This window comes from Actinosynnema sp. NPDC050436, assembly GCF_040655415.1.
Taxonomy (GTDB): domain Bacteria; phylum Actinomycetota; class Actinomycetes; order Mycobacteriales; family Pseudonocardiaceae; genus Actinosynnema.
Window position 1 is genome coordinate 453,371 of sequence record NZ_JBFAJV010000001.1, and the last position, 26,780, is coordinate 480,150.

Consider the following 26,780-nt stretch of genomic DNA (forward strand, 5'->3'; position numbering starts at 1 on the left):
TCCCGCGCCGCAGTCCGCAGGCGGCCGTCCACTCCGTTCACGTCCCACAGTAGGAAGGCTGGACCGGAATGTGGGGGGCCGGAGCGCCCTGGTGCCTGAAAGGGCACGAATCAGTGCCCTGCGGACTGGGAATGCGGTGCGGTCGCCCGAAAAATCGGGCGACCGCACCATGAGGGGGCCTCGGATCAGGCGTCGAGGGTCCAGTTGTCGATGCGGCCCGTGTCGGCGCGCGCCCGGTCCTGCACCCGGAGCGTCCAGGTGCCGGACGCGGTTTCCGAGGAGGCGTCGACGGTGTAGGTGCGGCTGATGTCGTCCGCGCTGCCGCCGGAGCGGTTGTGCAGGTTGTAGACCGTGCCGTCAGGGGCCACCAGGTCGACCACCAGGTCACCGATGTAGGTGTGCGCGATGTTCACGGTGACCGCCGTCGTGGCCGACGCGGTGCCGGGGCAGGCCAGTTCGATGGGGCTGCTGACGTCGGACAGGTCGCCGATGGCGACGTCGGTGTCATTGGTGACCGGGTCGCAGCCGCTGCCGGGGTCGCGGATCGTCCAGGTCAACGACGCGGTGCCGGACCTCGCCGCCGAGTCGGTCACCGTCACCGTCACGGCGAAGGTGCCGGCCGTGGTCGGGACGCCCGTCACCAGACCCGCTTTGCTGCCTTCCAGACCGGTCGGCAGGCCCTCGAAGTAGAACGCGTAGGGGGCGGTGCCGCCCGTCGCCGTGACCTGGAGCTCGACCGCCTTGTCCACGGCACCGGACTGGTTGCCGGGGTTGACGACGGCCGGACCGTCCGGTGTGCCCGCAGCGACCTGGAGCAGCTTGTTCGGCGAGCCGGTGCCGGGGTTGGTGATCTTGCCGGACGCCGCCGCGCCGACGATCGCGGTCTGCACGGCGGCCGGGCTCGCGGTCGGGTTGTCCGCCAGGTACAACGCCACCGCGCCTGCCACGTGCGGAGACGCCATGGACGTCCCGCTGATCGTCTTGGTGGACGAGTCGTCGGTCATCCACGCCGAGGTGATGTCCTGGCCGGGGGCGAAGATGTCGGTGCAGGTGCCCCAATTCGAGAACGACGCACGCGCGTCGGTCCTGTTCGAGGCGTTGGTGCTGATGGCCTCCGCCACGCGCGCGGGCGAGTAGTTGCACGCGTTCGCGTTGGAGTTGCCGGACGCGACCGCGTAGGAGATGCCGGAGGCGATCGAGTTGCGCACGGCCGTGTCGAGCGCGTTGTCCACTCCGCCACCGAGGCTCATGTTCGCCACGGCCGGCTTCACCGCGGTCCTGGTGACCCAGTCGATGCCGTTGACGACACCCGACGTGGTGCCGGAACCCTGGCAGTTCAGCACTTTCACGCCGATGAGCTTGACTTCCTTGGCCACGCCGTACGCGGTGCCGCCGACCGTGCCCGCAACGTGCGTGCCGTGGCCGTTGCAGTCGGTGTTGTTGGAGTCGACGGTGTTGGTCCCCCACGTCGCGCGCCCGCCGAAGTCCCGGTGGCTGGTGCGGATGCCGGTGTCGATGATGTAGGCGCGGACGCCGCCCGCCGTGTTCGGGTACGTGTAGCTGTTGTCCAGCGGCAGGTTCGCCTGGTCGAGGCGGTCCACGCCCCACGACGGCGGGTTCGGCTGCACGCCGTCCACCTGGACCTCGAGGTCGGCCTGCACGAACTCGACCCGGGGGTCGGCGGCGATGCGGCGGGCCTGGGTGGGCGACAGCGAGGCGTGGAAGCCGTTGAGCGCGTGCTGCCAGGCCGTGCGCACTTCGCCGCCGTACCGGCCGACGAGGGCGCTCGCCGCAGCGGCGGAGCTGGAGCTGGGTGAGGCGGTGTCGCGCAGCGCGACGACGTACGAGCCGGGCACGGCGTCGGCGCGGTCGGCACCGAGCACGTCGGCCTCGGCCGCTGCGGCGACACCGGTGTTCAACCCGGCGGCCACGATCGCGGCCAGGCCGAACACCGCCGCTCTTCTGGTGTTGCGAACGTCTCCCATGACGGGCTTCTCCCTCAAGGCAGGGCCGCCCCGCCACGCCGGCGGGAATGCCGACGGGCCGGGCTTGCAGGGTGCGGTGGACGTTCGCGCGAACGGGTGGTGCGACCGGGTCTCTTTGCATGGTCGGGAAGAAACGGTCGCGCGAGTAGCACCGTTGAGCGTAATTACCTGCGGCTATAACATTTCCGACGAGGAGAAGCGGGAAGCGGGGTTTCGGGCATCGTTTCGCGCCCTGGCGGGTACGTCCACGGCATGACCCACGAAGAACCACTCGACCTGGGCACGACGGAACTGTCCGAGGCGGAGGAGGCGAGGCTCCGGCGGGAGCACGACCTCGACCGCCCCGACGTCTTCGACGAGCGCAACGGCATCGACGAGCGCGAGCGGACCCGCGCCACGCTCCTGCCCGAGGAGGCGGAGACGGGCAGTGCCGACGCGGAGGCGCAGGCGCGCGAGGTGCTGCGGGATTCCGACGTGCGCACCGAGGTCCCCGAGTCCGCGCCCGACGCGGTGTTCGAACACCGGGAGTCCGGCACCTGACCGCCGCCGGTCACTCGACGGTGATGCCCGAAAGCTTTTACTCCGCGTCCACGTCGAGCAGGTTCAGGTGCACGTCCGGGGACGCCTCTTCGCGGATCTCCGCCTTGACCGGTGAGGCCACGCGGGGCGGCACGACGCTCGGAGGCGACAGGCCGGTGGCGGGAAGGCGCGGACAGGGCGGGCCGGGTCACGTCCGGCCGCGCGATCCAGTCGCCGGTGCGTTCGACCGGCCGGCACCGAGACGCGCTGCGCCTGCTCGTCTGCCTCCCGGCCGATGCGCTCACGCACGTCACCGACGACGTGCTTCGCCTGGTGCTCCGTCTCGTCCGCGACCTGCCGGGTCTGCTCGCGCGCAGTCGAGTGGCCCGGCACTGTCGCGGCCGTGGCGGTGGGCAGGGCGCGTGGCGCCCGCCTGCCCGAGCGACCTGCCCGTTCTGCTCCGGCGTCCGGTTGGCCACGGCCCTCACCGCCGGTCTGGTGCCGGCCCCTCGCGCGACGCGCCTGGTCGCTACGTCCTTGGTCGCCGTGGCAGGCTCAAATTTCCTGCACCTGGCCTACGACAAGGCGAAATCCGCCGTCGCGCGGGGCTCTGACGATTGATTCTCCGGCTGCGGAATGAACCGCGCCGCATCGGTTTCCGGGCTCAGGGCAGGGCTACTACGGACAGGGCTGCTACCGGCCCACGAGACTGTTCCTTCCACCGCCGCCGCATCTGGAACCCGGCGCGCAGAATGAAACGTTCGTGGCGAGCGGCGGGCCGGACGGCGAGTCGACGCCGTCCGGCCCGTCCACTACCCCTCGCCGGAATTCCTAGTTGTCCCCCGTGCCGTCATCGAGGACCGCCGAGGCCGCGCGGTCCAGAACGCTGACGATCCACGCCTCGAAATCCGTCTCCGCCCCCGACGCGGCACGCCGCCAGCGCTCGACGTTCTCCGACGACACGGCGAGCCGGGGCAGCGCCACCGAATTCCCGGCCGTTCCGATCGAGCCCCGGGACAGCCGGATCTCCTGGCGCAACCGGCTGCGCGACCACCCGTTCCGGGCCGCCGAGTCCAGCCAGCGGGTCTGGTCCTCGGGGTTCAGCGCCGCCACTTCCGCGTGGTGCTGGAAGCTCAGCTTGTCGTTGCGGCGCGAGTAGTCCACGTTGCGGGCGACCCACGCGTAGTTGCGCAGCGTCTGGTAGTCCAGGCCGATCTTCTCGATCGCGCGGCGGTAGCGGTTGTAGTACCGGTTCTGGCCGAAGACCAGCCAGTCGCCCAGGCACCAGCCGGCCGTGTTCACGATTCCCGCTATGCGGCGGCCCGCTCGTTCCCACGTCTCGAACGTGATGTTCTGCGGGAAGCCGAGTCCGGTCGACGTCGCGAGAATCCGGTCCGCCTGGCCGGCGGATCCGCCCGACACGTTCCACGCCAGCTCTTGGTGTTCCGCGCGCACAGCTCCCCCTCGTCCTCGCATGGTCGTCCCACTCCCTCGGCACGTGAGCCCCGGTCCCGCCGCCCGCCGGCGCGCACGTCTCACCGCGTCGAGCGGCCGGGCCACCGAGCATTGCACTGTGTGGAACTCGAGTGCACGCGCTGTGATCGGCTGGTAGTAGTAGTCGGTGGTCAGGGCACTGCGGCCGGTTTCCCGGTCCGGGGGCGGACGCGGGGCCGACACACTGGAGGACATCCGGCTCATGGCAGATCGCGGGGTCGTCCCCACGCCCAGGGAGGCGTTCGCACAGCTCTTCTCGCTCCTGCACGTCACGGCGGGCGAGCCGCTGCTGACCCGCATCGCGGAATCGGTGGCGCGGGCCCGGAGGCTCGACGAGCGGGGTCGCCCGGTGCGCGTGTCCAACCAGCGGATCAGCGACTGGCGGCGCGGGCGCAACGTGCCCGCGAAGTTCTCCGCTCTGGCCGCCGTGCTGGAGGTCCTCTTCGGGTTGGCGAAGGCAGTCGAGCCCAATCCCGCCGTGACCGGTCTCTACGACCTCGGAACGTGGCGGAACTGGTGGAGGGAGGCACTGGAAAGCCCGGCCGGCCCGGGAATCCCGAATGACGACCCGGGAGACGACGACGTGCGCCCGGCCGCCGCCGATGCCGTCAACGTCTGCCCCTACCTCGGTTTGACGCCTTTCACGGCGGAGAACGCGACGTGGTTCTTCGGCCGGGAGCGCAGCACGGCGGAGTTGGTCGAACTGCTCACCACGGCGGCGAGCACCGGCGGAATGGTGGTGCTGACCGGCGCGTCCGGTGTCGGGAAGTCGTCGCTGATGCGCGCCGGGCTGCTACCGAAGATCGCGGGCGAAGAGCTGTCCGGCACTGCCTCGGTCGTCCGCACGATGGTGATGTCACCCGGCGCTCACCCGATGGACCAGCTCGTGCGAACGCTTCCGGCGGACCCGCCGGAAGGGCGGCAGCTCCTCATCGTCGACCAGTTCGAAGAGGTTTTCACGCTGTGCGCCGACGACCGGGAACGACAGCAGTTCATCGGAACGCTGGCCGACCTGGCGACGCAACCCACCGGAACGGACGCCACGACGGGATCGGGCCAGGCAGGGAAACCGACGGTGGTGTTGTTGGGCGTGCGGGCGGATTTCTACGCCCGGTGCCTCGAATACCCCGAACTCGCGGAAGCGCTGCAACACCGGCAGATGGCCCTCGGGCCGATGACCGCGCAGGAGCTGCGCGCGGCCATCACCAAGCCCGCGAAGGCCGTCGGCCTCGACCTGGAGCCGGGCCTGCCGCAACTGCTGCTGACGGACTTGGGCGTGGACGAGCGGCGGCCCCGGGCGCGCGGCGGCGCGTACCAGGCCGGCGCGCTGCCCCTGCTGGCGCACGCCCTGCTGGCCACCTGGCAGCACCGGAGCGCGGGCCGGCTCACCATCGGGGCCTACCGCGCCGCCGGGGGCATCCACGGGGGTGTCGCCAGGACCGCCGAGAAGACCTACGCGCGGTTGGACTCCGCCGGGCAGGCGGCGGCCCGCGCGATGCTGCTCGGGCTGGTCCGGATCGGCCGCGACACGCAGGACACCCGCCGGCGGACCACGCGCGAGGAGCTGGTGTCCTCGACCGCCGACCCGGCGGCGGCCGACCTCGCGCTCGAAGCGCTGGTCGAAGCGCGCCTGGTGGCGCTGGAGGCCGACACGGTGCAGATCACCCACGAGGCGCTGCTCCGGGCGTGGCCGAGGCTGCGGCACTGGGTGGACGACGACCGGGCCGGCATCCTCGCCCGGCAGCGGCTGGAAGAGGACGCGTCGGACTGGGACGGGCACGACCGCGACCCGTCGCTGCTGTACCGGGGAGCGCGCCTGGGGACGGCCCGCAGCGCGATGGCCGGGCAGGCCACGGTGTCCGGTCGCGCGCACGCGTTCCTGACCGCCTCCACGGCGCACCAGCGGCGCAACACCCGGCTCCGCCGCGCCGGCGTGGCCCTGGTCAGCGTGTTCGCGCTGGTCGCGGCAGCCGCCGCGAGCGTGGCGATGCGGCAGCGCGACGACGCCCAGTTCGCCCACCTGCTGGCCGAAGCGGACCACGTGCAGCAGTCGGACCCGTCGCTCGCGGCCCAGTTCCTGCTGGTGGCCAACAGGATGCGGCCGGACGACCGCAGTGTCCACACGCGACTGATCTCCACCCAGCACAGCTCCCTGGCGACCGTGCTGGCCGGGCACGTCGGCGCGGTGAACGCGGTCGTGCACAGCCCCGACGGCCGGGTGCTGGCGACCGGCGGCGACGACGGCACGGTCCGCCTGTGGGACGCCGGGTCGCCCGGCCGGTGGACCCCGGTGGGCGAGCCGCCGGCGGGTCCGGCCCGCGCCGTGCGCTCCGTGGCGTTCAGCCCGGACGGGCGGGTGCTGGCGAGCGCGGGCGACGACCGCGTGATCCGGCTGTGGGACGTCTCGGACCCGGCGCGGCCCCGGCCCGCCGGCCGTCCGCTGGTCGGCCACGGCGACGCCGTGTGGTCGGTGGCGTTCAGCCCGGACGGGCACACCCTCGCCGGCGGCGGCCAGGACGGCACCGCGCGCCTGTGGGACGTCCGCGACCCGGCGGCGGCACGACCCACCGGGCAGGTGGTCCACGGGGCCCCGGTCCGGCCGGTGGCGTTCAGCCCGGACGGGCGCACCCTGGCGACCGGCGGGTGGGACGACGCGGTCCGGCTCTGGGACGTGGCCGACCCGACCCGGCCCGTCCCGGTCGGCGAGCCGGTGACCGGGCACGGCGGGGCGGTGTGGTCGCTCGCGTTCAGCCCCGACGGGCGCACGCTGGCGTCGGCGGGCGACAGCACGGCGATCAGGCTGTGGGACGTCGCCGACCCCCGGCACCCGGTACCGCTCGGTTCACCCGTGGCCGGACACACCGGCGTGGTCACCTCGATCGCGTTCAGCAGCAACGGCCGGCGGCTGGTGACCGGTGCCCACGACCAGACGGTGCGCCTCTGGGACACCCGGGACCCCGCGCACACCACGTCCCTCGGCCCGCCGCTGACCGCCCAGATGGGAATTGTCAACGCGGTGGCGTTCAAACCGGGCGTCTACAGCGTGGCGGTGGGCAGCGGCGACAGCAACGTCCGCCTGTGGAGCAAGCCGCTCGGGCTGCTGTCCGACCACAGCGGGAGCGTGCTGTCCGTGGCACCGAGCCCGGACGGGACGCTGCTGGCCACCGCGAGCCAGGACCGGACCGTCCGCCTCTGGGACGTGCGCGACCCGACCCGGCCGACGCCCGTCGGACGGCCGATCGCCGACCACGGCGACGCCGTGCTGTCGGTCGCGTTCAGCCCGGACGGCACGGTGCTGGCCACCGCGAGCCAGGACCGGACCATCCGGCTCTGGGACGTGCGCGACCCGGCGCACCCGACCCCCGCCGCACCGCCGATCACCGACCACGCCTCGACGCCGCAGCAGGTCGCGTTCAGCCCCGACGGGCGGCTGCTGGCCGCCGGGAGCAGCGACCGGACCGCGCGCATGTGGGACGTGCGCGACCCGACCCGCCCGACGCCGGTCAGCCGGCCGCTCACCGGCCACACCGACGCCGTGCGGGCCGTCGCCTTCAGCCCCGACAGCGAGGTGCTCGCCACGGCGGGCGACCGGACCGTGCGCCTGTGGCACGTGCGCGGCGGCCGGCTGCCCGCGCCGGCGGGGCCGCCCCTGGACGCCCACACCGGCACGGTCTGGGCGGTCCGGTTCAGCCCGGACGGCCGCACCCTGGCGACGGCGGGCAGCGACGGCACGGTCCGGCTCTGGGACGTGCGGGACCCGGCCCGGCCGACGCCGATCGGCCGACCGCTGGCCGGCACCACCGACATCGTGCGGGCGGTCGCGTTCAGCCCCGACAGCCGCACCCTGGCCACCACCGGCTACAACCGGTCGATCCAGCTGTGGGACCTGGCGGAGCCCGACGCGCCCGCGCAGGTCGGCCGGCCGGTCACCGGCCACACCGACACGGTCTGGGCCGTCGAGTTCAGCCCGGACGGCCGCACGATCACCTCGGGCGGCAACGACCGGATGGTGCAGATCTGGGACCTGGACGAGCGCCACGCGGCGGCCAGGGTCTGCGCCACGACCGCCGGCACGCTGACCGAGCCCCTGTGGGCGCTGCACGCACCGCAGTTCCCGTACCAACCGCCCTGCGACCCGGCGACCGCTCCGCGCGGGTAGCCGCGCGGAGCGGTCGCCGGGTCCTCGTCAGCGCGGCCGGCCGGTGCCCGCGCGGGCGGCCAGGTACTCGTCCCGGAGCACCCGCTTCAGCACCTTGCCGGCCGCCGACAGCGGCAGGGTCGACACGAACTCGACGCCGGCGGGCACCTTGTAGCCGGCGATGTGCCGCCGGCAGTGCGCGCGCAGCTCCTCGGCGTCGACCCGCGCCCCGTCGACCGGCCGGACGACGGCGTGCACGCGTTCGCCCCACCTCGGGTCCGGGACCCCGATCACCGCGCACGACGCCACGGCCGGGTGCCGGGCCAGCACGTCCTCCACCTCGACGGAGTAGACGTTCTCCCCGCCCGAGATGATCATGTCCTTGATCCGGTCGACCAGGAACAGGTAGCCGCGCCCGTCCAGGTAGCCGACGTCCCCGGTGTGCAGCCACCCCCGGCGGAGCGCGGCGGCGGTCTGGCGGGGCTTGCCCCAGTAGCCCCTCATCACGTTGTCCCCCCGCACGACGACCTCGCCCGGCACCCCCGTGGGCACCTCGACCCCCGTGTCGTCCACGACGCGGAGTTCCACGTGCGGGGCCGCCCGTCCCACCGACCGGCGCAGGGCCGGGTCGTCGTGGTCGGTGGCGCCCAGCACCGTGGCGACCGGCGACAGCTCGGTCATCCCGTACGCCTGGGTGAACCCCACCTGCGGCAGGACCGCGCGCGCGTGCTCCAGCACGGCCGACGGGATCGGCGAGCCGCCGTAGACGATCCCGCGCAGCGAGTCGAGCGGCAGCCCGGAGTCCTCGACCCGGTCGAGCAGCATCCCGATCATCGTCGGCACGAACAGCGCGTCGGTCACGCGGTGCTCGTGGACGGCGGCGACGACCGCGACCGCGTCGAAGCCGGGCAGCACCACGTGCGTGCCGGCGTGGAGGCTGCCGGCCAGCCACAGCGAGAAGCCCGCCATGTGGAACAGCGGGGCGGCGTGCAGGAACCGGCCGCCCGGCCGGCCGAAGCCCAGGGCCGTGCTCCCCGCGCCCGAGGTCATCACGTTGCGGTGGCTGAGCATCACGCCCTTCGCGCCCCCGGTCGTGCCGCCGGTGTAGAAGACGCCCGCCAGGTCGTCGCCGCCGCGTTCCGCGTCGCCGACAGGCCGGCTCACGTCGACCAGGTCCTCGTAGGACGGCAGGTCCGCCGGCGGTGGCCCGTCACCGCAGTGGACGACGGCGGTGAGCGCGGGCACCTCGCGCCGCAGCTCCGGCACGAGGTGCGCGAACCCGTCGTCCACGAAGAGCACCGCAGTGCCCGAGTCGCGCAGCGAGTAGGCGATCTCCTCCGGGCTCCAGCGGGTGTTCACCGGGTTGAGCACCGCCCCCGCCCACGGCACCGCGCTCAGGTACTCCACGTACCGGTCCGAGTTCCGGGCCAGCATCGCCACCCGGTCGCCGCGCCCGACCCCGAGGTCGAGCAGCGCGGACGCCAGCCGGGCGACCCGGTCGCCGTGCTCCGCCCAGGTCCGGACGCGGTCGCCGCACACGGTCGCCACCCGGTCCGGCACCGACGCCAGGGCGCGGCGCAGCGGTGCTGTCAGGCCCACCGGTCGGCCCCTCTCCCGGCGTGCGCGGCGGGACGCCTGGCGAGGTCCCGCAGGTCCCGCAGCGCCAGCACGAACGAGCCCACCGTCAGCACGGTCGACGTGCCGACCCGGGACTCCCCCGCCAGCACCGCCGTGTCGCCGATGGCCTTGACCACCTCGGCCCGGTGCTCCAGCACGTCGCCGGGGACGACGGGGTCGCCGAGCACGGCGTTCTTGATGCTCCCGGCCAGTTCCACCTTGCCCGCGACGACGTCCGGGTTGGGCTGCTCCCACACCGCGAGCAGCACCGCCGCCTGCGCCCACGACTCGATCAGCAGCGGGGCGGGGAGGCAGCGGTCCTCCCCGTACCAGGGCTCGTTGCAGGTGACGGCCTTGATCGCGGTCAGCTGCCGGCCGACCTCGACGTCCAGGACGCGGTCCACCAGCAGGATCGGGTACCGGTGCGGGATGATCCGGGCGATTCCCTCCGCCGTGGTCACGACCGGTCCCCCTCGCGGTAGCGCAGCCGGATCTCGGCCGCCCGCTCGGCACCGACCACGACCGTGGCGGCCCACTGCCCGTCCTCCCCCGGCCGGCGCACGACGTCGATGCGGATGTCGTCGCCCGGGTACACCGGGGCGAGGAAGCGGCAGCTCACCACCTCGGCCAGGCGCGGCGCGCGGCCGGCGCCGCGCAGCCCGCGCACCACCTGGTCGGCGAAGCGCACCAGGTAGAGGCCCGGCAGGACGGGGAAACCGGGGTAGTGGCCCGCGAAGACGGGGTCGTCTGCGTCGACGTGCCGGGACGCGCTCCCCCGGTCCGCCGGGACCTCGACGACGCCGGCCCGCGCCGTCACCGGTCCACCTGCTTCGCCCGCACCAGGTCCGCGCACCGGCGCACGGTGGTGATCTCGCCGAGGTCGCCCTCCGCGAGCCGGATGCCGTACTCCCGCTCCAGGTGCACCGCGATCTCCATGGTCAGCAGCGAGTCCATCTCCAGGTCGTCCTTGAAGTGCGCGTCGTCCGCCACGCTGTCCGGCGCCAACTCCGCCAGCCCGGCGATCAACCGGCGGATGTCCTCGGTCTGCTCGTCGTTCACAACCGGTTCGGCCACGATCACTCCCCTGCTCGTCGTCCAGCCGTGCTCTGCGCGCCCGCCGTGCCGTCAGGCGGCCACCGGGACCGTCGACTCCACGAACCCCCGCACGACCTCGGCGAACCGCACCGGGGCCTGCGTCATCGGGAAGTGCCCGCACCCCGCCAGGACCTCGACCCGACCGGCGGGCAGCCGCCGGGTCAGCTCCCGGCACTGCTCGGCGGTGGCCGCCACGTCGTCCTCGCCCGCGACCACGAGGGTCGGCGTGCGCAGCTCCGCCAGGTCCAGGAACGGGGTCCCGAGGTAGCTGCCGAAGAACCGGGCCCAGCCGTAGGGGCCGATCCGCTCCCGCGCCCACCGGCCCATGCGCCGGACGACCTCGGGGGACGCCCGGGTGGCCCGGTCGCCCCTCGGGGCCCGCAGCCCCTCCTCCAGGACCGCGTCGACGTGGGCGAGGCTGAGCGCGACCGACGCCCGGTCGAAGTCCTCCGCGCGGGCCCGGTGGAACGGGGCCACGAGCACCAGCGCCTTGGGCGGCGGGACTTCGGCGGTGGTGAGCAGTTCGAGCACCAGCGTCGCGGAGAACGAGTGCGCCACCACCACGTCCGGTCCCCCGTCGACCGCGCGCACCGCGTCGGCCACCCAGGACGACGCGGGCACGTGGTGGCTCCAGGTGGCGTCGCCGCCGGGTGCCCACGGCAGCAGCGCCTCCCACAGCCGCCAGTCGTCGCCGACCCGCGCGGCGAGCGGCGCCCACGCGAGGTTGCCGCCGCCCAGGCCGTGCAGGAGCAGCACCTGCGGCGCACCCGCGCCCGCCGCCCCGGGCCGGCGCACGGCGGCCCGCCGCCCGCTCCCGGTCACCGCCGTCCCCCCGCCCGGCTCAGCGTGATCGCCGAGGCCGCGTCGTCGTCGGGCGCACCCCGGCCGGCCGTGGCCAGCACGGTGCCGCCGCCGTCCGCCAGCCAGGCCGTGCCCGCCACGCACTGCACGACCCCCAGCGCGCCCGAGCACTCGCCGAGCAGCCGGGTCACGTCGAGGTGCGCGGCGGCGTCGACCACGGCGCGCGGCCCGGGGTCGACGCCGCCGGGCGTGCACCACAGGTCCACCTGGCCGGGACCGCCCGGCAGCACGGTCGCCACGCTCTCCGCCCAGTCGGCCCGGCGGGAGTAGGGCCCGAGTTCCGCCAGCACCTCCGCGCGCCGGGACCGCGCGGCGGCTTCGGACTCGACCACCAGGCCGGCGGCCCCGTCCATCAGGTCGTGGCCCGGCACCCCGGACAGCGACTCGACCTGCCGGTTCGCCGGTTCGACGCCGATCACCAGCACCCGCTCCACCCGCGACGCCGCCACCAGCACGCGGGCCCAGTGCACGGCGTCGATGCCCGAGGTGGGGCCGTTGCACAGCGTCACGTTGGCCCCGCGCAACCGGAAGCGGATCGCGACGGCGGACGCGGTCACGTTGCTGGCCGTGGCGGGCAGCCGCATCGGGCTGGTGCCGAGGTAGGTGTCCCGGGTGATCGCGTCCACGGTGTCGCAGAACGTGTCGACGTTGCCGTAGTTGGAGCTGACGACGACCCCGGTGCTCTCCTCGGGGACCGCGCCCCCGGCGAGCAGGCCGGCCGACTCCAGGGCGTCCCGGGCCGCGCACAGGGCGAGCTTCGTCGCCCGGTCCGCGTACCGCAGGCCGCGCCCCGTCAGCGCGTCGGCCGGGTCGGCGGCCCCCGGCCGCGCCGGCCGCCCGCCGGCCAGGTCCGCCGGACCGTCCACACCGGACAGTGCCGTGGCGATCCCGGTGACGACGACCGACTTCCCGTTCACCCGCGCACCTCCTCGACCAGCGCGACGGCGTTGAGCCCGCCGAACCCGAAGGAGTTCACCTGCGCCACGGCCAGTTCCGCCCGCTCGGCGCGGTCGCGCACCAGGCGCAACCCCGAGACCGCCTCGATCGGGTCGTCCACGCCCACGGTCGGCGTCACCGTCGAGGTGCGCAGCGACTCGACGGCCGTGATCAGGCTGTGCAGGCCGGACGCGCCGGCGGTGTGACCGGTCATCGACTTGATCGCCGTGGTGCGCGGGAACGGGTCGACGCCGGCGAACACCTCGCCGACCGCCTCGGCCTCGGCGTCGTCGTTGAGCACGGTCCCGGTGCCGTGCAGGAGGATCAGGTCCACGTCGCGCGGGTGCAGCCCGGCCCGTGCGTGCGCCTGCCGCATGGTGCAGGCGATGTTGCCGGTGTCGGGTGCGGAGGGGTGCACGGCGTCGCAGTTCACCTCGACGCCGCGCAGGCGGGTGCGGGCCCCGCGCCCCGGTGCGTCCCGCTGGAGGACCACCGCCGCCGCGCCGTCCCCCTGGATCATGCCCCGGCGGTTGCGGTCGAACGGGCGCACGGCGTCCGGGGGCAGCGGGTAGCACCGGTCCAGCAGGCCGTAGATGCTCTCGGTGATGGTGTCGGCCCCCGCGACCACCACCGTGTCGGCCGCGTCGAGGTCGAGCAGGTCGGTGGCCAGGCCGAGGGCGTAGAGCGACGCGGCGCAGGCGTTGCCCACGGTGTAGGTGGCCCCGGCCCCGAACCGGCGGCTCAGCGCCGTGCCGAAGTGCGCGTCGCGGGGGTCGAGCGGGACGCCGTCCCGCCAGTGCAGCTCCACCGAGCGCATCTCCCGCTGCGTCGTGCCGACGAGGATGGGCACGTCGTCCAGGCGGTCGTCCAGACCCGCGTCGCGGACCGCCTGGTCGATCGCCTCCACGAGCCAGTTCGTCGTGCGGCCCGGCGCGTCCAGGACGCCGACCGGGCGGTCGTCGATCTCGTAGGCGTTGCGCGCCCGGAAGCGGCCGGGGTCGAACCCCCGGTGCGGCGCCACCCCGCTCCGGCCCGCCCGCAGGGCGTCGAACATGTCCGCCACGGTGCCGCCGATGCTGGACACCGCGCCCGTGCCGGTGATCAGCCAGCTCATCCGGTCCTCCTCGAAGGTCTGCCGCCACGGCGACCGGTGGTCGGTGCGCGGGAACCGCCGGCCGCGCGTCGACCACGCGAACGGCCGAGCGCGCCGCGTCCGGCGGGTGCGCTCCGGATCCGGCGGGGCCGCCCGGCGGGCGAATGGCCGCCGGGCTCCCGCGAACCGGTGATGCCCACTCGACACAGCGTGCGGAATCGGCCACACCGGCACCCACACATTTCCCATACTCGCCGGACCGGGACTTCGGCGAACGCCCGCGACACCCGAATCCGGCACTCCTCCGTGATATTCTCCGGATACCGCGGGCAGGGTATTGGAGTTCATGTGGACATCAAGCTGCTGGGTCCGGTAGAAGTGCACCAGAAGGGCGAGCCGGTCGAGCTCAGCGCAGCCAAGACCAAGACGGTGCTCGCCGCGTTGCTGCTGGCCAGGGGCCAAATCGTGGGTGACGCCAAGTTGTTCGAGGTGCTGTGGGGCGACGACCCGCCGGCCACCGCCGAGGCGCAGGTGCAGAACTACGTGTCCCGATTGCGCAAAAAGGTCGGACCGGCCGCCCGGATAATTCGCCAACGGCCCGGTTACCTGCTGCGGATGTCCGATGGCCGGGTGGACCTGTTCGAATTCGAGCGGCTGGCCGGGGAGGGCCGCGCCGCGCTGGCCGGGGGCCGGCCGGCCGAGGCCGCCGACAAGCTGACCGCCGCGCTCGTGCTGTGGCGGGGTCCCGCGCTGGCCGGCGTCACCGAGCACCTCGCGGAGGTCGAGCGGGCGTCGCTGGAGGAGACCCGCGCGGCGGCCCTGGAGACCCGGATCGACGCGGACCTCGAACTCGGCAGGCACGCGGAACTGGTCCCCGAGCTGACCTCGCTGGTGGCGGCCGAACCGCTGCGCGAGCGGTTCCGCGCCCAACTGATGATCGCCACGCACCGGAGCGGCCGGCAGGCCGACGCGCTCAAGGTCTACCAGGACTACCGCGCGGTGCTCGTGCGCGAGCTGGGCCTGGAACCCAGCAGCGACCTGCGCGACCTGCGCCAGCGCGTCCTGACCGACAGCCTCGACGCGCGGGCGGAGCCCCGCCCGGCCGTGGTGGTCCCCGCGCCGAGGCGGCCCCTGTTCCCCGTGCCGCCCGCCCCGGCCGACTTCACCGGGCGCGACGAGGAGGTGCGGTCCGCGCTGCGCGACCTCGCCCCCGGGGCACGCCGCCGGCGCAGGCACGCGGCCCACGTGGTCACCGGCATGGCCGGGGTCGGCAAGACCGCGTTCGCCGTCCACCTGGCGAACCTCGTGCCCGAGGACGACGCCGGCGTGCGGATCTTCATCGACCTGCGCGGGACCGACCCGGTGCCCGCCGCACCCCGCGACGTGCTCGCCGACCTGCTGCGCGCGCTGGGGGCCGACCACGCGGAGATCCCGGACGGCGTCGAGGACCGGCGGCTGGCCTACCTCTCGCGGCTCGCCGGCCGGCAGGTGCTGCTGCTGCTGGACGACGCGGCCGACGAGCGCCAGGTGCGGCCCCTGCTGCCGGACGGCCCGGACTGCGTCGCGCTGGTCACCAGCCGGCAGCGGCTGCCCGCGCTGGAGGGGACCTGGTCGGTCGACCTGCCCGTGCTCGACCTGGCCGCCTCGCTCGACCTGCTGGCCGGGATCGTGGGCGCGCGGCGGCTCGCCGCCGAACCCCGGGCCGCGCGGCGGGTCGCCGAGCTGTGCGGCGGCCTGCCGGTCGCGCTGCGCATCGCCGGTGCGCGGCTGGCCGCCAAGCCGCACCAGCGGGTGGAGTGGCTCGGTGACCGGTTGTCGCGCCCGCAGGACGGCCTGGACGAGCTGGGGGTCGCCGACCTTGACCTGCGCTCGGTACTCGCGCCCAGCCTGGCCGGCCTGCCCGACCCCGCCCGGCGGGCGTTCCGGCTGCTCGCGCTGCCGGTGGTGCCCAGCCTGTCGGTGTGGGACGCGGCGGTCGCCCTCGACGTCACCGTGCAGGAGGCGCGGGAGGTGGTGGAGCGGCTGGTCGACGTCCGGCTCCTCGACGTGACCAGGACCGGAGACTCCGGCGAGCTGCGGTACTCGTTCCACGGCCTGGTGCGGCGCTACGCGGCGGAGCTGGCCGCCCGCGAGGAGACCCCGACCGAGCGGCACGCCGTGCTCAGCCGTTCGCTGGGGCCGAGTCCCGTGCGGTTCACCGACGAGTGGTGACCGCCGGCCCCGGACCGACGACGTCAGCCGGTCCGGCGCACCGGCGTCAACCGGCCCGGGACCACCGCCGGGGGTCAGCCCGCTTTCCGGCCCGTGGTCGCCAGGGGCGCGGGGCGGCGGGACGGCTCCCGGGTCCGGGGGCCGGGGAGCGCGTCGAGGGGGGTGAGCGCGTCGGCGAGGAACAGCTCCTCCACCAGTGCCCGCTGCACCTTGCCCCGGGTGCTGCGGGGCAGCCCGCCCGGCGGCACGAACACCAGCCTGGAGACCAGGATGCCCATCCGCCGTCCCACCGACCTGCGCACCGCGTCGGCCAGCCGGGCCACCCCGTCCCGGCCGACGCGGTCGGCGTCGACCTCCTGGACGACCACCACGTTCCGCGAGCCCGCGAGCAGGAACGCGGCGGCGGCCAGGCCGGTGGACGTCCCGTCCGCCGCCAGCGCCGCCTGCTCGACGTCGCGCGGGTGCAGCGTCCGGCCCTGGAGGAACATCATGTCCGCCAGGCGGCCGAGCACGTACAGCTCGCCCCCGTGCCGGACCCCGAGGTCCCCGGTGCGCAGGAACCGCCCCTCCCCCGAGCCCAGCACCCCGCCGAAGGCCGCCTCCGTCTCGGTGCCCCGCCGCCAGTAGCCGGCCGTGACGCTGCCGCCCCGGACCCAGATCTCGCCGAGGCGCCCATCCGGCAGCTCGGCGGCGAGGTCCGGCTCGACGACCCGGACGTCGAGGCCGTCGATCGTCCCGCTGCTCACCAGGGGCTTGCCCTCCGCCCCAGGCGGCACCGGCTCGAACCGGCCGTTCTCCAGCTCGCGCGGGTCCACCCGCACGACCGTCGGGGCCCGGTCGGGCCCAGCCCCGGTGACCAGCAGGGTGGCCTCGGCCAGGCCGTAGCCGGGCCGCAGCGCGGTCTCCCGGAACCGCGCCGGCGCGAACCGGGCGGCGAAGGCGGCCAGCGTGCCGGGGTCGATCGGCTCCCCGCCGTTGCAGGCGTGCCGCCACCGGGACAGGTCGACCCGACCCACCTGCTCGTCGGTCACCCGCCGCACGCACAGCTCGAACGCCGAGCTGGGGGCGAAGCTGATCGTCGCGCCGGACCGGTCGATCAGCTCCAGCCACCGGTGGGGCGCGCTGACGAAGGCGTGCGGCGGCATCACGACCGCCGTGCCGCCCAGGTGGAGCGGTTCCAGCAGCGAGGCGACCAGCCCCAGGTCGCTGTGCAGCGGCAGCCAGGTGCAGAACGTGTCGGTCGCGGTGAGCCGGTAGGTGCGCTGGATGAGCCGGAGGTTGTCCACCAGGCAGTCGTGGGTCACCACCACGCCCCGGAGCCGGTTGTTGGCCCCCGAGCTGTACTGGAGGTAGGCGGTGGTGCCCGGGTCGGTGCGCACGGGTGCCGTCAGCGACCGGCCCGGGTGGGCCACGTCCGTCGCGGTGACGGGGAGGTCCGCGATGCCGTCCTGGTCCAGCCAGTCCGCGATGGTCACCAGGTCCCGGGCCTGGGTGAGCACGGCGCTCACGTCGGCGTCCAGCGCGATGCCCGTGGTCCGGTCGAGGTGGTGCCGGGGCCCGGTGGGCAGCGGTGCCGGGACCGGCACCGCGCCCGCGTACAGGCAGCCCAGGAAAGCGATCAGGAAGTCGGGGCCGGACGGGTAGAGCAGCAGCACGCGGTCCCCGACCTCGCAGCTCCGCCGCAGGTGGCTGCCCAGGGACAGCGCGGCGGCGTGCAGCTCGCCGTAGGTCAGCACCTGGTCGGCGGGAGCCGTGCCGTCGTAGGAGACCGACACGAGCGCCTTCCGACCGGGGAACCGCTGCGCGTGGCCCATGACGACTTCCGGCAACGTCGGCCTGTCCATCCTCGCCCCTCCTCGGTGGGAACCGTCCACAACGCGCACCCGTGCGGCCGTCACCCCGGCAGCCCCCGGATCCAGCCCTCCACCCGGCGCGCGGTGGTCCCCGCGTGCTCCTCCACCATGGTCACGTGGTCGCCGGGCACCTCGGCCAGGTCGTGGGCCAGCGGCCACGAGGCCCGCCACGCGGCGTGCCCGTCCCGGACCTCCGGGTCGACGCAGTCCTCCGGCCGCACGAACAGCGTCGGTGTCCGACCGCCCTGCGGCGCCCAGTCCGCGAACACCCTGGCGTAGCCGGCCATGGCGGTCAGCCGCGCCCCGCTGGTCAGGCCGAACCGCTCCTGCCTGGCCAGCAGCTTGCGGTCCATCGCCGACCGGACGAACCCGTACTGCGCGGTGCCGGGGACGTAGGTGTCGAGCAGCACGGCGGCGGCGGGTGCCGCGCCGGCGCGCTCCAGGTGGCCGGACACGGCGTGGGCGAACCAGCCGCCCGACGAGTGCCCGACGAGCACCACCGGCCGGTCGGCGAACCGGGCGCGGACCAGGTCCGCCTGGAGGCCCACGACGTCGTCCACGCCCGAGGGCAGCGGCTCGTCGTCCACGTACCCGGGCAGGGGCAGGAACCACGTGTCCCACGCGCCGTCCAGCGCGGCGGCGAAGTAGGAGTACTGGTACAGGCTGGAGGAGGCGTCGATGGTCGGCAGGCAGACCAGGACGGCCGCGCCGTCGCCCTTCGCCAGCCGCACGAACTCCGGTGCGCGGTCCAGCCCGTGCGGGCCGTGGAAGGTGGGCCGGATCCGGGCGGCGGCGTCGAGCAGCCGGTCCACCGCCTCGACCTGGCCGGAGCGGTGGCCGTAGGCGGCGAGTTCGCCGAGGCCGACGCCCGCGAGCGCCGGCCGCGCGGCGGGCTGCGGGCGGTCCGGTGCCCCCTCGGCGGCGAGCCCGCCCTCGGCGATCCTCCGGTCGAGGTGCGCGGCCAGGGCGCGCGGGGACGGGTGGTCGAAGACGACGCCGGCGGGCAGGTCGAGCCCGGTGCCGTGGCGCAGCCTGTTGCGCAGCTCGACCGAGGTCGCCGAGTCGAACCCGAGGTCGCGGAACGCGCCGGCGCTGTCGAGCTGCTCACCGGGGTCGTGCCCGAGCACGGACGCGGCCTGGGCGAGCACCCAGTCCGTCAGCACCGACACCCGGTCCTCGTCCGGGACGGCCGCCAGGCTCTCCCGCAGGCCCGGACCCGCGCCGACGTCGGGACCGGTGTCGGCGACGGGGTCCGCGCCGGTGGTGGCGGGTGCGTGCGGGGTGAGCCAGTAGTGGCGGTGCTGGAAGGCGTAGGTGGGCAGGTCCGTGCGGACGGCCGCCTCGGGCAGCACGGTGGTCCAGTCGACCGGGACGCCGTTGGCCCACACCTCGGCGAGGGAGGTGAGGAAGCGTTCCCGGCCGCCGTCCTTGCGGCGCAGGGTGCCCAGCGCGGTGCCGGTGTCGCCGGCCGGCAGGGAGCCGTCGAGCGTCTCCTGCACCCCCAGCGTCAGCACCGGGTGCGGGCTCGCTTCGACGAAGACCCGGACGCCCTCCTCGGCGGCGTGCCGCACCGCGTCGTGGAAGAGCACCGTCTGCCGCAGGTTGCGGTACCAGTACTCGGGTCCCAGCTCCGCCGTGTCCAGCGGGCGACCCGTGACGGTGGAGCAAAACGGGACGGCACCCGATCGCGGGCGGATCGGGGACAGTGCGCGCACCAACTGCTCGCGGATGCCCTCCACGGCAGGCGAGTGCGAGGCGTAGTCGACCGCGATCCGCCGCACGCGCACCTGCTCGTCCTCGCAGGCGGCCACGAACTCGTCCAGGGCGGCGGAGTCACCGGACACCACGACGGAGAGCGGGCCGTTCACGGCGGCCACGGACAAGCGCCCGCCCCACCTTGCCAACGCCCCGGCGGCCCGGTCGGCGGGGAGGGCCGCCGACACCATCCCGCCGCTGCCGGCGATCTCGCGCAGGAGCCGGGAGCGCAGGCACACCACCCGGGCACCGTCCTCAAGGGACAGACCTCCCGCCACGCACGCGGCGGCGATCTCGCCCTGCGAGTGCCCGATCACGGCCGAGGGCACCAGCCCCGACGCGCGCCACAGCTCCGCCAACGACACCATCACGGCGAACAGCGCGGGCTGCACCACGTCGACGCGCTCCAGGGACCCGTCCCCGACCCCCTTCAGCACGTCCCACAGCGACCAGTCCACGAAGTTCCCCAGGGCTTCGGCGCAGGCGCGCAGGCTGCGCGCGAAGGGTTCGGAGGTCTCGGCCAGCTCGACCGCCATGCCCACCCACTGCGACCCCTGGCCCGGGAAGACCAGCGCGGAACGCACGTCCGGGCGGGCGATCCCCCGCACCACGCCCGCGTCGGCACCGACCACGTCCGGCCGGTCACCGGCCACCGCGTCCAGTCCGCGCACGAAGTCCTCGTGCCCCTGCGCCAGGACGACGGCCCGGTACTCGAAGGCGGACCGGGACACCACCAGCGAGCGCCCCACCTCCGCCAGAGCGCGCCGGCCGCCGTCCTCCCCGGCCACGAACTCGCCGAGCCGCCGGGCCTGGTCCCGCAACGCGACCGCAGTGCGCCCGGACACCAGCCACGGCAGCACACCACGGGGAACCGGCTCAGCGTCCACCACTGCCGGGAGGTCGCCCTGCTCCAGGATCACGTGGGCATTCGTCCCGCTCATCCCGAACGACGACACCCCGGCCCGTCGAGGACGGCCCGTCTCCGGCCACGCGATCGAGTCCTTGAGCAGGGAGATGTCACCCGAAGACCAGTCCACATGCCGCGAAGGCCGATCCACATGCAGCGTCTTCGGCAGAATTCCCCTGTCCAGCGCCAAAACCATCTTCATCACACCGGCCACACCCGCCGCAGCCTGCGTATGCCCGATGTTCGACTTCAACGACCCCAACCACAACGGCACACCGTTCCGACCACGCCCATAAGTCGCCAGCAGTGCGCCGGCCTCGATCGGATCACCCAACGCCGTACCCGTGCCGTGCGCCTCCACCACATCCACATCACCCGACGACAACCCCGCCGCACCCAACGCCAACACGATCACCCGCCGCTGAGCCACCCCACTCGGCGCAGTCAAACCATTACTCGCACCGTCCTGATTCACCGCCGAACCCCGCACCACCGCCAACACCCGACGACCAGCACGACGCGCATCCGACAACCGCTCCACCACGAGCACGGCAACGCCCTCCGCCATGCCCATCCCATCGGCGTCGTCGGAGAACGCCTTGCACCGGCCGTCCGGAGCCAGACCGCGCAGCCGGCTGAACCGCACGAACGCGGTAGGCGTCGACATCACCGTCGCCCCGCCCACCAACGCCATCGAGGACTCACCGCGGCGCAACGAATCACACGCCAAGTGCAATGCCACCAAGGACGACGAGCACGCCGTGTCAACGGTGAGCGCCGGCCCTTCCAACCCCAGCGAGTACGCGACCCGCCCGGACAGGACGCTCCCCGCGCCGCCGGTCAGCAGGTGAGCCTCCAACCCGGCGACACGGGACGTGGTGTTGACGCCGTACTCGTGGATGCTGCACCCGGTGAAGACGCCGGTCCGGGAACCGCGCAACGAACGCGGATCAACACCCGCCCGCTCCACCGCCTCCCACGACACCTCCAACAACAACCGCTGCTGCGGATCCATCGCCACCGCCTCACGCGGCGACACACCGAAAAACCCAGCATCAAACCCACCCGCACCCGCCAAAAACCCACCCTCACGCACATACGTGAACCCCGGACGATCCGGATCAGGATCGAACAAACCCCCCACGTCCCAACCCCGATCGGCCGGAAACCCCGACACCACATCCCGACCCGACGCCACCACATCCCACAAACCCTGAGGAGACACCACATCCCCCGGAAAACGACACCCCATCCCCACGATCGCAATCGGCTCCCGCGCCGCCTCCTCCACCGACCGCAACCGCCCACGCACCTCGGCCAGCTCAGCAGCCGCGCGCTTGAGGTAGTCGAGGAGCTTGTCTTCGCTGCTCATCCCGGATGCATCCTTCGTGACGTCGCGGACGTCGGTCAGAGGGAATCGGACTGGCGGTCGAGGAAGGCGAACACGTCCTCGGCGGTGGCCGCCCGGAGGTCGATCGCGTCCGCACCGCCCGGGTCGGCGCGCGGCACGGCACCGAGCCGGGCCAGCCCCTCCCGGAGCACCTCGACGGCCTCGGGCACCACCGCGTCGTCCGGCGCGAGGGACCGCACGGCGGCCGTCAGCTCGGCCAGCACGTCACGCGGCGGCCGGTCGGCGTCGCCGGTGGTCGGCGGCAGGTGCTCGCCGACGTGCCGCGCCAGCGCCAGCGGCGTCGGGTGGTCGAAGACGACGACGGCGGGCAGCCGCAGTCCGAACACGTCGTTGAGCCGGTTGCGCAACTGGAGGCCGGTGACCGAGTCGAGCCCCTGCTCGCTGAAGGACCGGCCCGGGTCGACGGCGCGGCCGTCCGGGTAGTCCAGCACGGCGGCGAACGTCGCGCGGACCGCTTCGAGCACCAGTTGCTCCCGCTGCCGCTCGGACGCGCGGCCGAGGCGGTCGAGCAGGTCGTTGGCGGCGGGCTCCTCCGGCCCGGTGTCCGGCGCGCTCAGCGAGGTGGCCGCCGTCCCCGCGAGCAGGGGGCTGGGCCGGACGGACTCGAACAGCGGGAAGAACGTGTCCCAGTCGATGTCGGCGACGACCGGGCACGGCTCGCCGTCGGCCAGTGCCTCGGCCAGGGCGGTCAGCGCGGGTGCCGACTTCATGGCGGGCAGGCCCTGCCGGCGGGCGCTCGCGTTCAGCGCGACGCGCTTGGCGACGTCATCGGGATCGCTGTCCACGCGGGCGTCCCACACCCCCCAGGCGATCGAGGTCGCGGGCAGCCCGCGCGCCCGGCGCTGCTCGGCCAGGGCGTCGAGGAAGGCGTTGGCCGCCGCGTAGCCGCCGTGCGCGGCACTGCCCCAGATGCCCGTGATCGAGGAGAACAGCACGAACGCGTCGAGGGTGTCCGGGCCGAAGACCTCGTCCAGCGCCCTGGCACCGTCCACCTTGGCCGACACGGTGTCGGAGAGGTCGGCGACCGTGGTCTCCTCGATGGTGCCGAGGGTGATGACCGCCGCCGTGTGGACGACCGAACGGACCGGGTTCCCCTCGGCGGCCAGGTCGTCGGCGAGCCGGCGGAGCGCCGCCCGGTCGGTGATGTCGCAGGCGACCACGCGGACGTCCGCGCCGGCGTGCCGCAACTCCGCTTCCAGCTCGGCGGCACCGGGTGCCGCCGCGCCCCGCCGGCCGACCAGGACGATCGGCGCGGCGGTCTCCGCCGCCAGCCACCGCGCGGTCTGCGCCCCGAGCGCCCCGGTGCCGCCGGTGACCAGCACGGTCCCGGTCGGCGTCCACCGGTCCGGGCGCGGCTGCCGGCGCGGGGGCACCCGGACCAGCCGGCGGCCGTGGGCTCCGTCCGGCCGCAGGGCCACCTCGTCCTCCCCGTGGCCGCCGGTCAGCACGACCGCGAGGCGCGACCACGTGCCGTCGTCCGGCGCGTCCGGGAGGTCGACCAGGCCACCCCAGCGCCGGGGGTGTTCGAGGGCGACGACCCGGCCCAGGCCCCACAGCTGCGCCTGGTCCGGGTCGACCGGCGCGACCTCCTCGGCAGCCAGGACCGCACCCCTGGTCACGAGCCACAGGGGTGCCTCGACGCCGGCGTCGCCCAGCGCCTGCACGAGCGCGGTGGTGGCGGCCAGCGCCGACGACAGCCCGGAGTGCTCCGCGTGGGCCGAGCCGTCCACGGCGAGCAGGGACACCACCCCGGACACCGCCGGGGAGACTTCTTCGCGCAGCCGCCGGGCGACGCCCTCGCGGTCGGCCCGCGCGGTGTCGACGACGACCGACCGGACCGAGGCACCGAGGTCGGTCAGCACCCGGTCGAGCGCGGTCACGTGCCGGTGCTCCTCGTGCCCGGCCGGGACGACGAGCAGCCAACGGCCGCTCACCGGAGCGGCGTCCTCGACCGCCACGGGCGTCCACCCCACCCGGTACCGCCACGAGTCGAGCACTGCCCGGTCGGCTCGCCGGTGCCGCCACGAGGCCAGCGCGGACCAGACCTCGGTCGCGGGTGCCTCGTCCCGGACGTCGAGCTCCGAGGCCAGGCGCGCGGTGTCGCCCTGGTCGACCAACGCCCAGAACTCGCGCTCGCGGGGGTCGCCGATTGCCGACGTCGGGGCGGTGAGCCAGTAGGGGTTGCGTTGGAAGGCGTACGTGGGCAGGTCGACGGGTCGGGTGGCCTCCGGGAGCGCGGTGGTCCACTTCACCTCGGCGCCGTGGACCCACGCTTCCGCCATCGCAGCGAGCCCCCGTGCCCGGCCACCGTCGCCCCGGCGCAGAGTGCCCAGCGCGACACCGCTGTCGCCGTCGTGCAGCGACTCGTCCAGGGTCTCCTGGACGCCCAACGTCAGCACGGGGTGCGGGCTGGCCTCCACGAAAACCCGGACCCCGTCCTCGGCCGCGCGCCGCACCGAGTCCTGGAAGAGCACCGTCTGCCGCAGGTTGCGGTACCAGTACTCGGGTCCCAGCTCGGCCGTGTCCAGCAGCCCGCCGGTCACGGTCGAGTAGAACCGGAGGCCGGTCGACTTCGGGCGGATCGGTGCCAGCGACTCGACCAGGCGGTCGCGCACGCCCTCCACCGCGACCGAGTGCGACGCGTAGTCGACGGCGATCCTGCGCGCGCGCACGCCTTCCGCCTCGCACGCCTCGACCAGTTCGTCGATCGCCACCGAGTCGCCGGACAGCACGACCGAGGCCGGCCCGTTCACCGCCGCCACGGACAACCGCCCGCCCCACCTCTCCGCCAGCCGCGCGGCCCGGTCACCTGGCACGGCCACCGACACCATGCCCCCGTCGCCCGAGATCTCGCGGAGCAGCCGGGAGCGCAGGCACACCACCCGGGCACCGTCCTCAAGGGACAGTGCACCGGCAGCGCACGCGGCGGCGATCTCGCCCTGGGAGTGCCCGATCACCGCCGACGGGGCCAACCCCGAAGCACGCCACAGCTCCGCGAGCGACACCATGACCGCGAACAGCGCGGGCTGCACCACGTCGACGCGCTCCAGTGCCCCGTCGTCCGCCCCGGTCAGCACGTCCCACAGCGACCAGTCCACGAACCGGTCGACGGCTTCGTGGCACTCCCGCAGGGTGCCGGCGAAGATGTCGGAGGTCTTGATCAGCTCGGCAGCCATGCCGACCCACTGCGACCCCTGGCCGGGGAAGACCAGGGCGGAGCGCACGCCGGTCCGCGCAACTCCCTGCACCACGGTCGTGTCGACCAGGCCCGAGCCGGCCCCGGACAGGGCGTCCAAGCCCCGGAGGAAACCTTCGCGGTCGTCTCCGAGTACCACCGCCCGGTGCTCGAACGTCGACCGGGACGTCACCAGCGAACGCCCGACCGCCGCAACACCGTGGCTCTCCTCCGCCGCGAACTTCCGCAACCGCAGCGCCTGGGCCCGCAACGCCCCCGCACTGCGCCCCGACACCACCCACGGAACCACACCACCAAAAGACGAGTCGCCGGCTTCCGCAACCGGATCCCCCTGCTCCAGGATCACGTGCGAGTTGGTCCCGCTCATGCCGAACGACGACACCCCCGCCCGGCGAGGACGCCCCGTCTCCGGCCAGGGAATCGACTCCGTCAACAACGACACCTCACCCGAAGACCAGTCGACGTGCCGTGACGGCTGATCCACGTGCAGCGTCTTCGGCAGAATTCCCCTGTCCAGCGCCAGAACCATCTTCATCACACCGGCCACACCGGCCGCAGCCTGCGTATGCCCGATGTTCGACTTCAACGACCCCAACCACAACGGCACACCGTTCCGACCACGCCCATAGGTCACCAGCAGTGCGCCGGCCTCGATCGGATCACCCAACGCCGTACCCGTGCCGTGCGCCTCCACCACATCCACATCACCCGACGACAACCCCGCCGCACTCAGGGCGGATTCCAGGACCCGTCGTTGGGAAACCCCGTTCGGCGCAGTCAGGCCGTTGCTCGCACCGTCCTGGTTCACCGCCGAACCCCGCACCACCGCCAACACCCGACGACCAGCACGACGCGCATCCGACAACCGCTCGACGACGAGAACGCCGATCCCCTCTCCCCAGTTCGTGCCGTCGGCGTCGTCGGAGAACGCTTTGCACCGGCCGTCCGGGGCCAGGCCGCGCAAGCGGCTGAACCGCACGAACGCCGACGGGGTCGACATCACCGTCGCGCCGCCCACCAACGCCATCGAGCACTCACCACGGCGCAACGCGTCGGACGCCAGGTGCAGCGCCACCAACGACGACGAGCACGCCGTGTCAACGGTGAGCGCCGGCCCTTCCAACCCCAGCGAGTACGCGACCCGCCCGGACAGGACGCTCAGCGCACCGCCGGTCGCCACGTAATTCTCGAACTCGCTGCCCAGTTCGGCGGTGATGGGCACGTAGTCCTGTCCGTTGGTGCCCATGTAGACGCCGGTCCGGGAGCCGCGCAACGAACGCGGATCAACACCCGCCCGCTCCACCGCCTCCCACGACACCTCCAACAACAACCGCTGCTGCGGATCCATCGCCACCGCCTCACGCGGCGACACACCAAAAAACCCAGCATCGAAATCACCCGCACCCGCCAGGAAACCGCCCTCACGCACATACGTGAATCCCGGACGATCCGGATCAGGATCGAACAGGCCGTCTACATCCCAACCCCGATCGGCCGGAAACCCCGACACCACATCCCGACCCGACGCCACCACATCCCACAAACCCTGAGGAGACACCACATCCCCCGGAAAACGACACCCCATCCCCACGATCGCAATCGGCTCCCGCGCCGCCTCCTCCACCGACCGCAACCGGCCACGCACCTCGCCCAGATCAGCAGCCGCGCGCTTGAGGTAGGCGCGCAGTTTCGCTTCGTCAGCCATTCCC

At 74.0% G+C, this 26,780-nt stretch carries 16 protein-coding genes; 4 read left to right on the top strand and 12 right to left on the bottom strand.

Annotation, left to right across the window (positions count from 1 at the left end; translation table 11 throughout):
- Positions 1–185 precede the first annotated feature (185 nt).
- Entirely contained in the window at positions 186–1,985 is a 1,800-nt protein-coding gene (locus tag AB0I60_RS01925; RefSeq protein ID WP_360725150.1) for a S8 family serine peptidase, read from the bottom strand.
- 252 nt (positions 1,986–2,237) lie between these two features.
- Here AB0I60_RS01925 and AB0I60_RS01930 point away from each other — a divergent pair, with 252 nt between their 5' ends.
- Both AB0I60_RS01930 and AB0I60_RS01935 read left to right on the top strand, forming a co-directional pair.
- The gene (locus AB0I60_RS01930; protein ID WP_360725152.1) at positions 2,238–2,525 is read left to right on the top strand and encodes a hypothetical protein; all 288 of its coding nucleotides are present in this window, start codon (positions 2,238–2,240) and stop codon (positions 2,523–2,525) included.
- Between the two features lie 216 nt (positions 2,526–2,741).
- A complete protein-coding gene (locus AB0I60_RS01935) occupies positions 2,742–3,125 on the top strand; it encodes a DUF1360 domain-containing protein (protein WP_360725154.1) in 384 nt (127 codons plus the stop codon).
- 210 nt (positions 3,126–3,335) lie between these two features.
- On the opposite strand, the gene AB0I60_RS01940 is transcribed toward AB0I60_RS01935, so the two are convergent.
- Positions 3,336–3,959: an LmbU family transcriptional regulator gene (locus AB0I60_RS01940; protein ID WP_360725156.1), complete on the bottom strand. Its 624-nt coding sequence runs from the start codon at positions 3,957–3,959 to the stop codon at positions 3,336–3,338.
- Positions 3,960–4,200: 241 nt separating this feature from the next.
- Here AB0I60_RS01940 and AB0I60_RS01945 point away from each other — a divergent pair, with 241 nt between their 5' ends.
- Entirely contained in the window at positions 4,201–8,157 is a 3,957-nt protein-coding gene (locus tag AB0I60_RS01945) for a WD40 repeat domain-containing protein (RefSeq protein WP_360725158.1), read from the top strand.
- Between the two features lie 27 nt (positions 8,158–8,184).
- Here the strand turns inward: AB0I60_RS01945 and AB0I60_RS01950 are convergent, their stop codons facing one another.
- From AB0I60_RS01950 to AB0I60_RS01980, 7 genes are read right to left on the bottom strand one after another with little or no spacing between them, the layout of a single operon-like run.
- A complete protein-coding gene (locus tag AB0I60_RS01950; RefSeq protein ID WP_360725160.1) occupies positions 8,185–9,735 on the bottom strand; it encodes a long-chain-fatty-acid--CoA ligase in 1,551 nt (516 codons plus the stop codon).
- A complete protein-coding gene (locus AB0I60_RS01955; RefSeq protein ID WP_360725162.1) occupies positions 9,726–10,214 on the bottom strand; it encodes a 3-hydroxyacyl-ACP dehydratase FabZ family protein in 489 nt (162 codons plus the stop codon). The genes AB0I60_RS01950 and AB0I60_RS01955 overlap by 10 nt, the downstream gene beginning before the upstream one ends.
- Entirely contained in the window at positions 10,211–10,570 is a 360-nt protein-coding gene (locus tag AB0I60_RS01960) for a hypothetical protein (RefSeq protein ID WP_360725164.1), read from the bottom strand. Before AB0I60_RS01960 ends, AB0I60_RS01955 begins: the two co-directional genes overlap by 4 nt.
- Positions 10,567–10,827, bottom strand: a complete 261-nt coding sequence (locus AB0I60_RS01965; protein WP_360725166.1) for an acyl carrier protein — start codon at positions 10,825–10,827, stop codon at positions 10,567–10,569. The genes AB0I60_RS01960 and AB0I60_RS01965 overlap by 4 nt, the downstream gene beginning before the upstream one ends.
- 51 nt (positions 10,828–10,878) lie before the next feature.
- Complete coding sequence (locus tag AB0I60_RS01970; protein WP_360725168.1) at positions 10,879–11,670, bottom strand: alpha/beta hydrolase; 792 nt, start codon at positions 11,668–11,670, stop codon at positions 10,879–10,881.
- Positions 11,667–12,626, bottom strand: coding sequence for a beta-ketoacyl synthase N-terminal-like domain-containing protein (locus tag AB0I60_RS01975; protein WP_360725170.1), 960 nt, complete (start codon positions 12,624–12,626; stop codon positions 11,667–11,669). Before AB0I60_RS01975 ends, AB0I60_RS01970 begins: the two co-directional genes overlap by 4 nt.
- The gene (locus AB0I60_RS01980) at positions 12,623–13,759 is read right to left on the bottom strand and encodes a beta-ketoacyl synthase N-terminal-like domain-containing protein (protein WP_360725172.1); all 1,137 of its coding nucleotides are present in this window, start codon (positions 13,757–13,759) and stop codon (positions 12,623–12,625) included. The genes AB0I60_RS01975 and AB0I60_RS01980 overlap by 4 nt, the downstream gene beginning before the upstream one ends.
- A 327-nt stretch (positions 13,760–14,086) precedes the next feature.
- On the opposite strand from AB0I60_RS01980, the gene AB0I60_RS01985 reads away from it, so the two are divergent.
- The gene (locus AB0I60_RS01985) at positions 14,087–15,949 is read left to right on the top strand and encodes a transcriptional regulator (RefSeq protein WP_360725174.1); all 1,863 of its coding nucleotides are present in this window, start codon (positions 14,087–14,089) and stop codon (positions 15,947–15,949) included.
- A 74-nt stretch (positions 15,950–16,023) separates the two neighbouring features.
- Here AB0I60_RS01985 and AB0I60_RS01990 read toward each other — a convergent pair whose 3' ends face one another.
- The 3 genes from AB0I60_RS01990 to AB0I60_RS02000 are packed head-to-tail and all read right to left on the bottom strand — an operon-like array spanning position 16,024 to position 26,776.
- Entirely contained in the window at positions 16,024–17,793 is a 1,770-nt protein-coding gene (locus AB0I60_RS01990; protein WP_360725176.1) for a fatty acyl-AMP ligase, read from the bottom strand.
- Positions 17,794–17,843: 50 nt separating this feature from the next.
- Complete coding sequence (locus AB0I60_RS01995; protein ID WP_360725178.1) at positions 17,844–21,836, bottom strand: alpha/beta fold hydrolase; 3,993 nt, start codon at positions 21,834–21,836, stop codon at positions 17,844–17,846.
- 35 nt (positions 21,837–21,871) lie between these two features.
- Entirely contained in the window at positions 21,872–26,776 is a 4,905-nt protein-coding gene (locus AB0I60_RS02000; protein WP_360725180.1) for a type I polyketide synthase, read from the bottom strand.
- Positions 26,777–26,780: the final 4 nt, after the last annotated feature.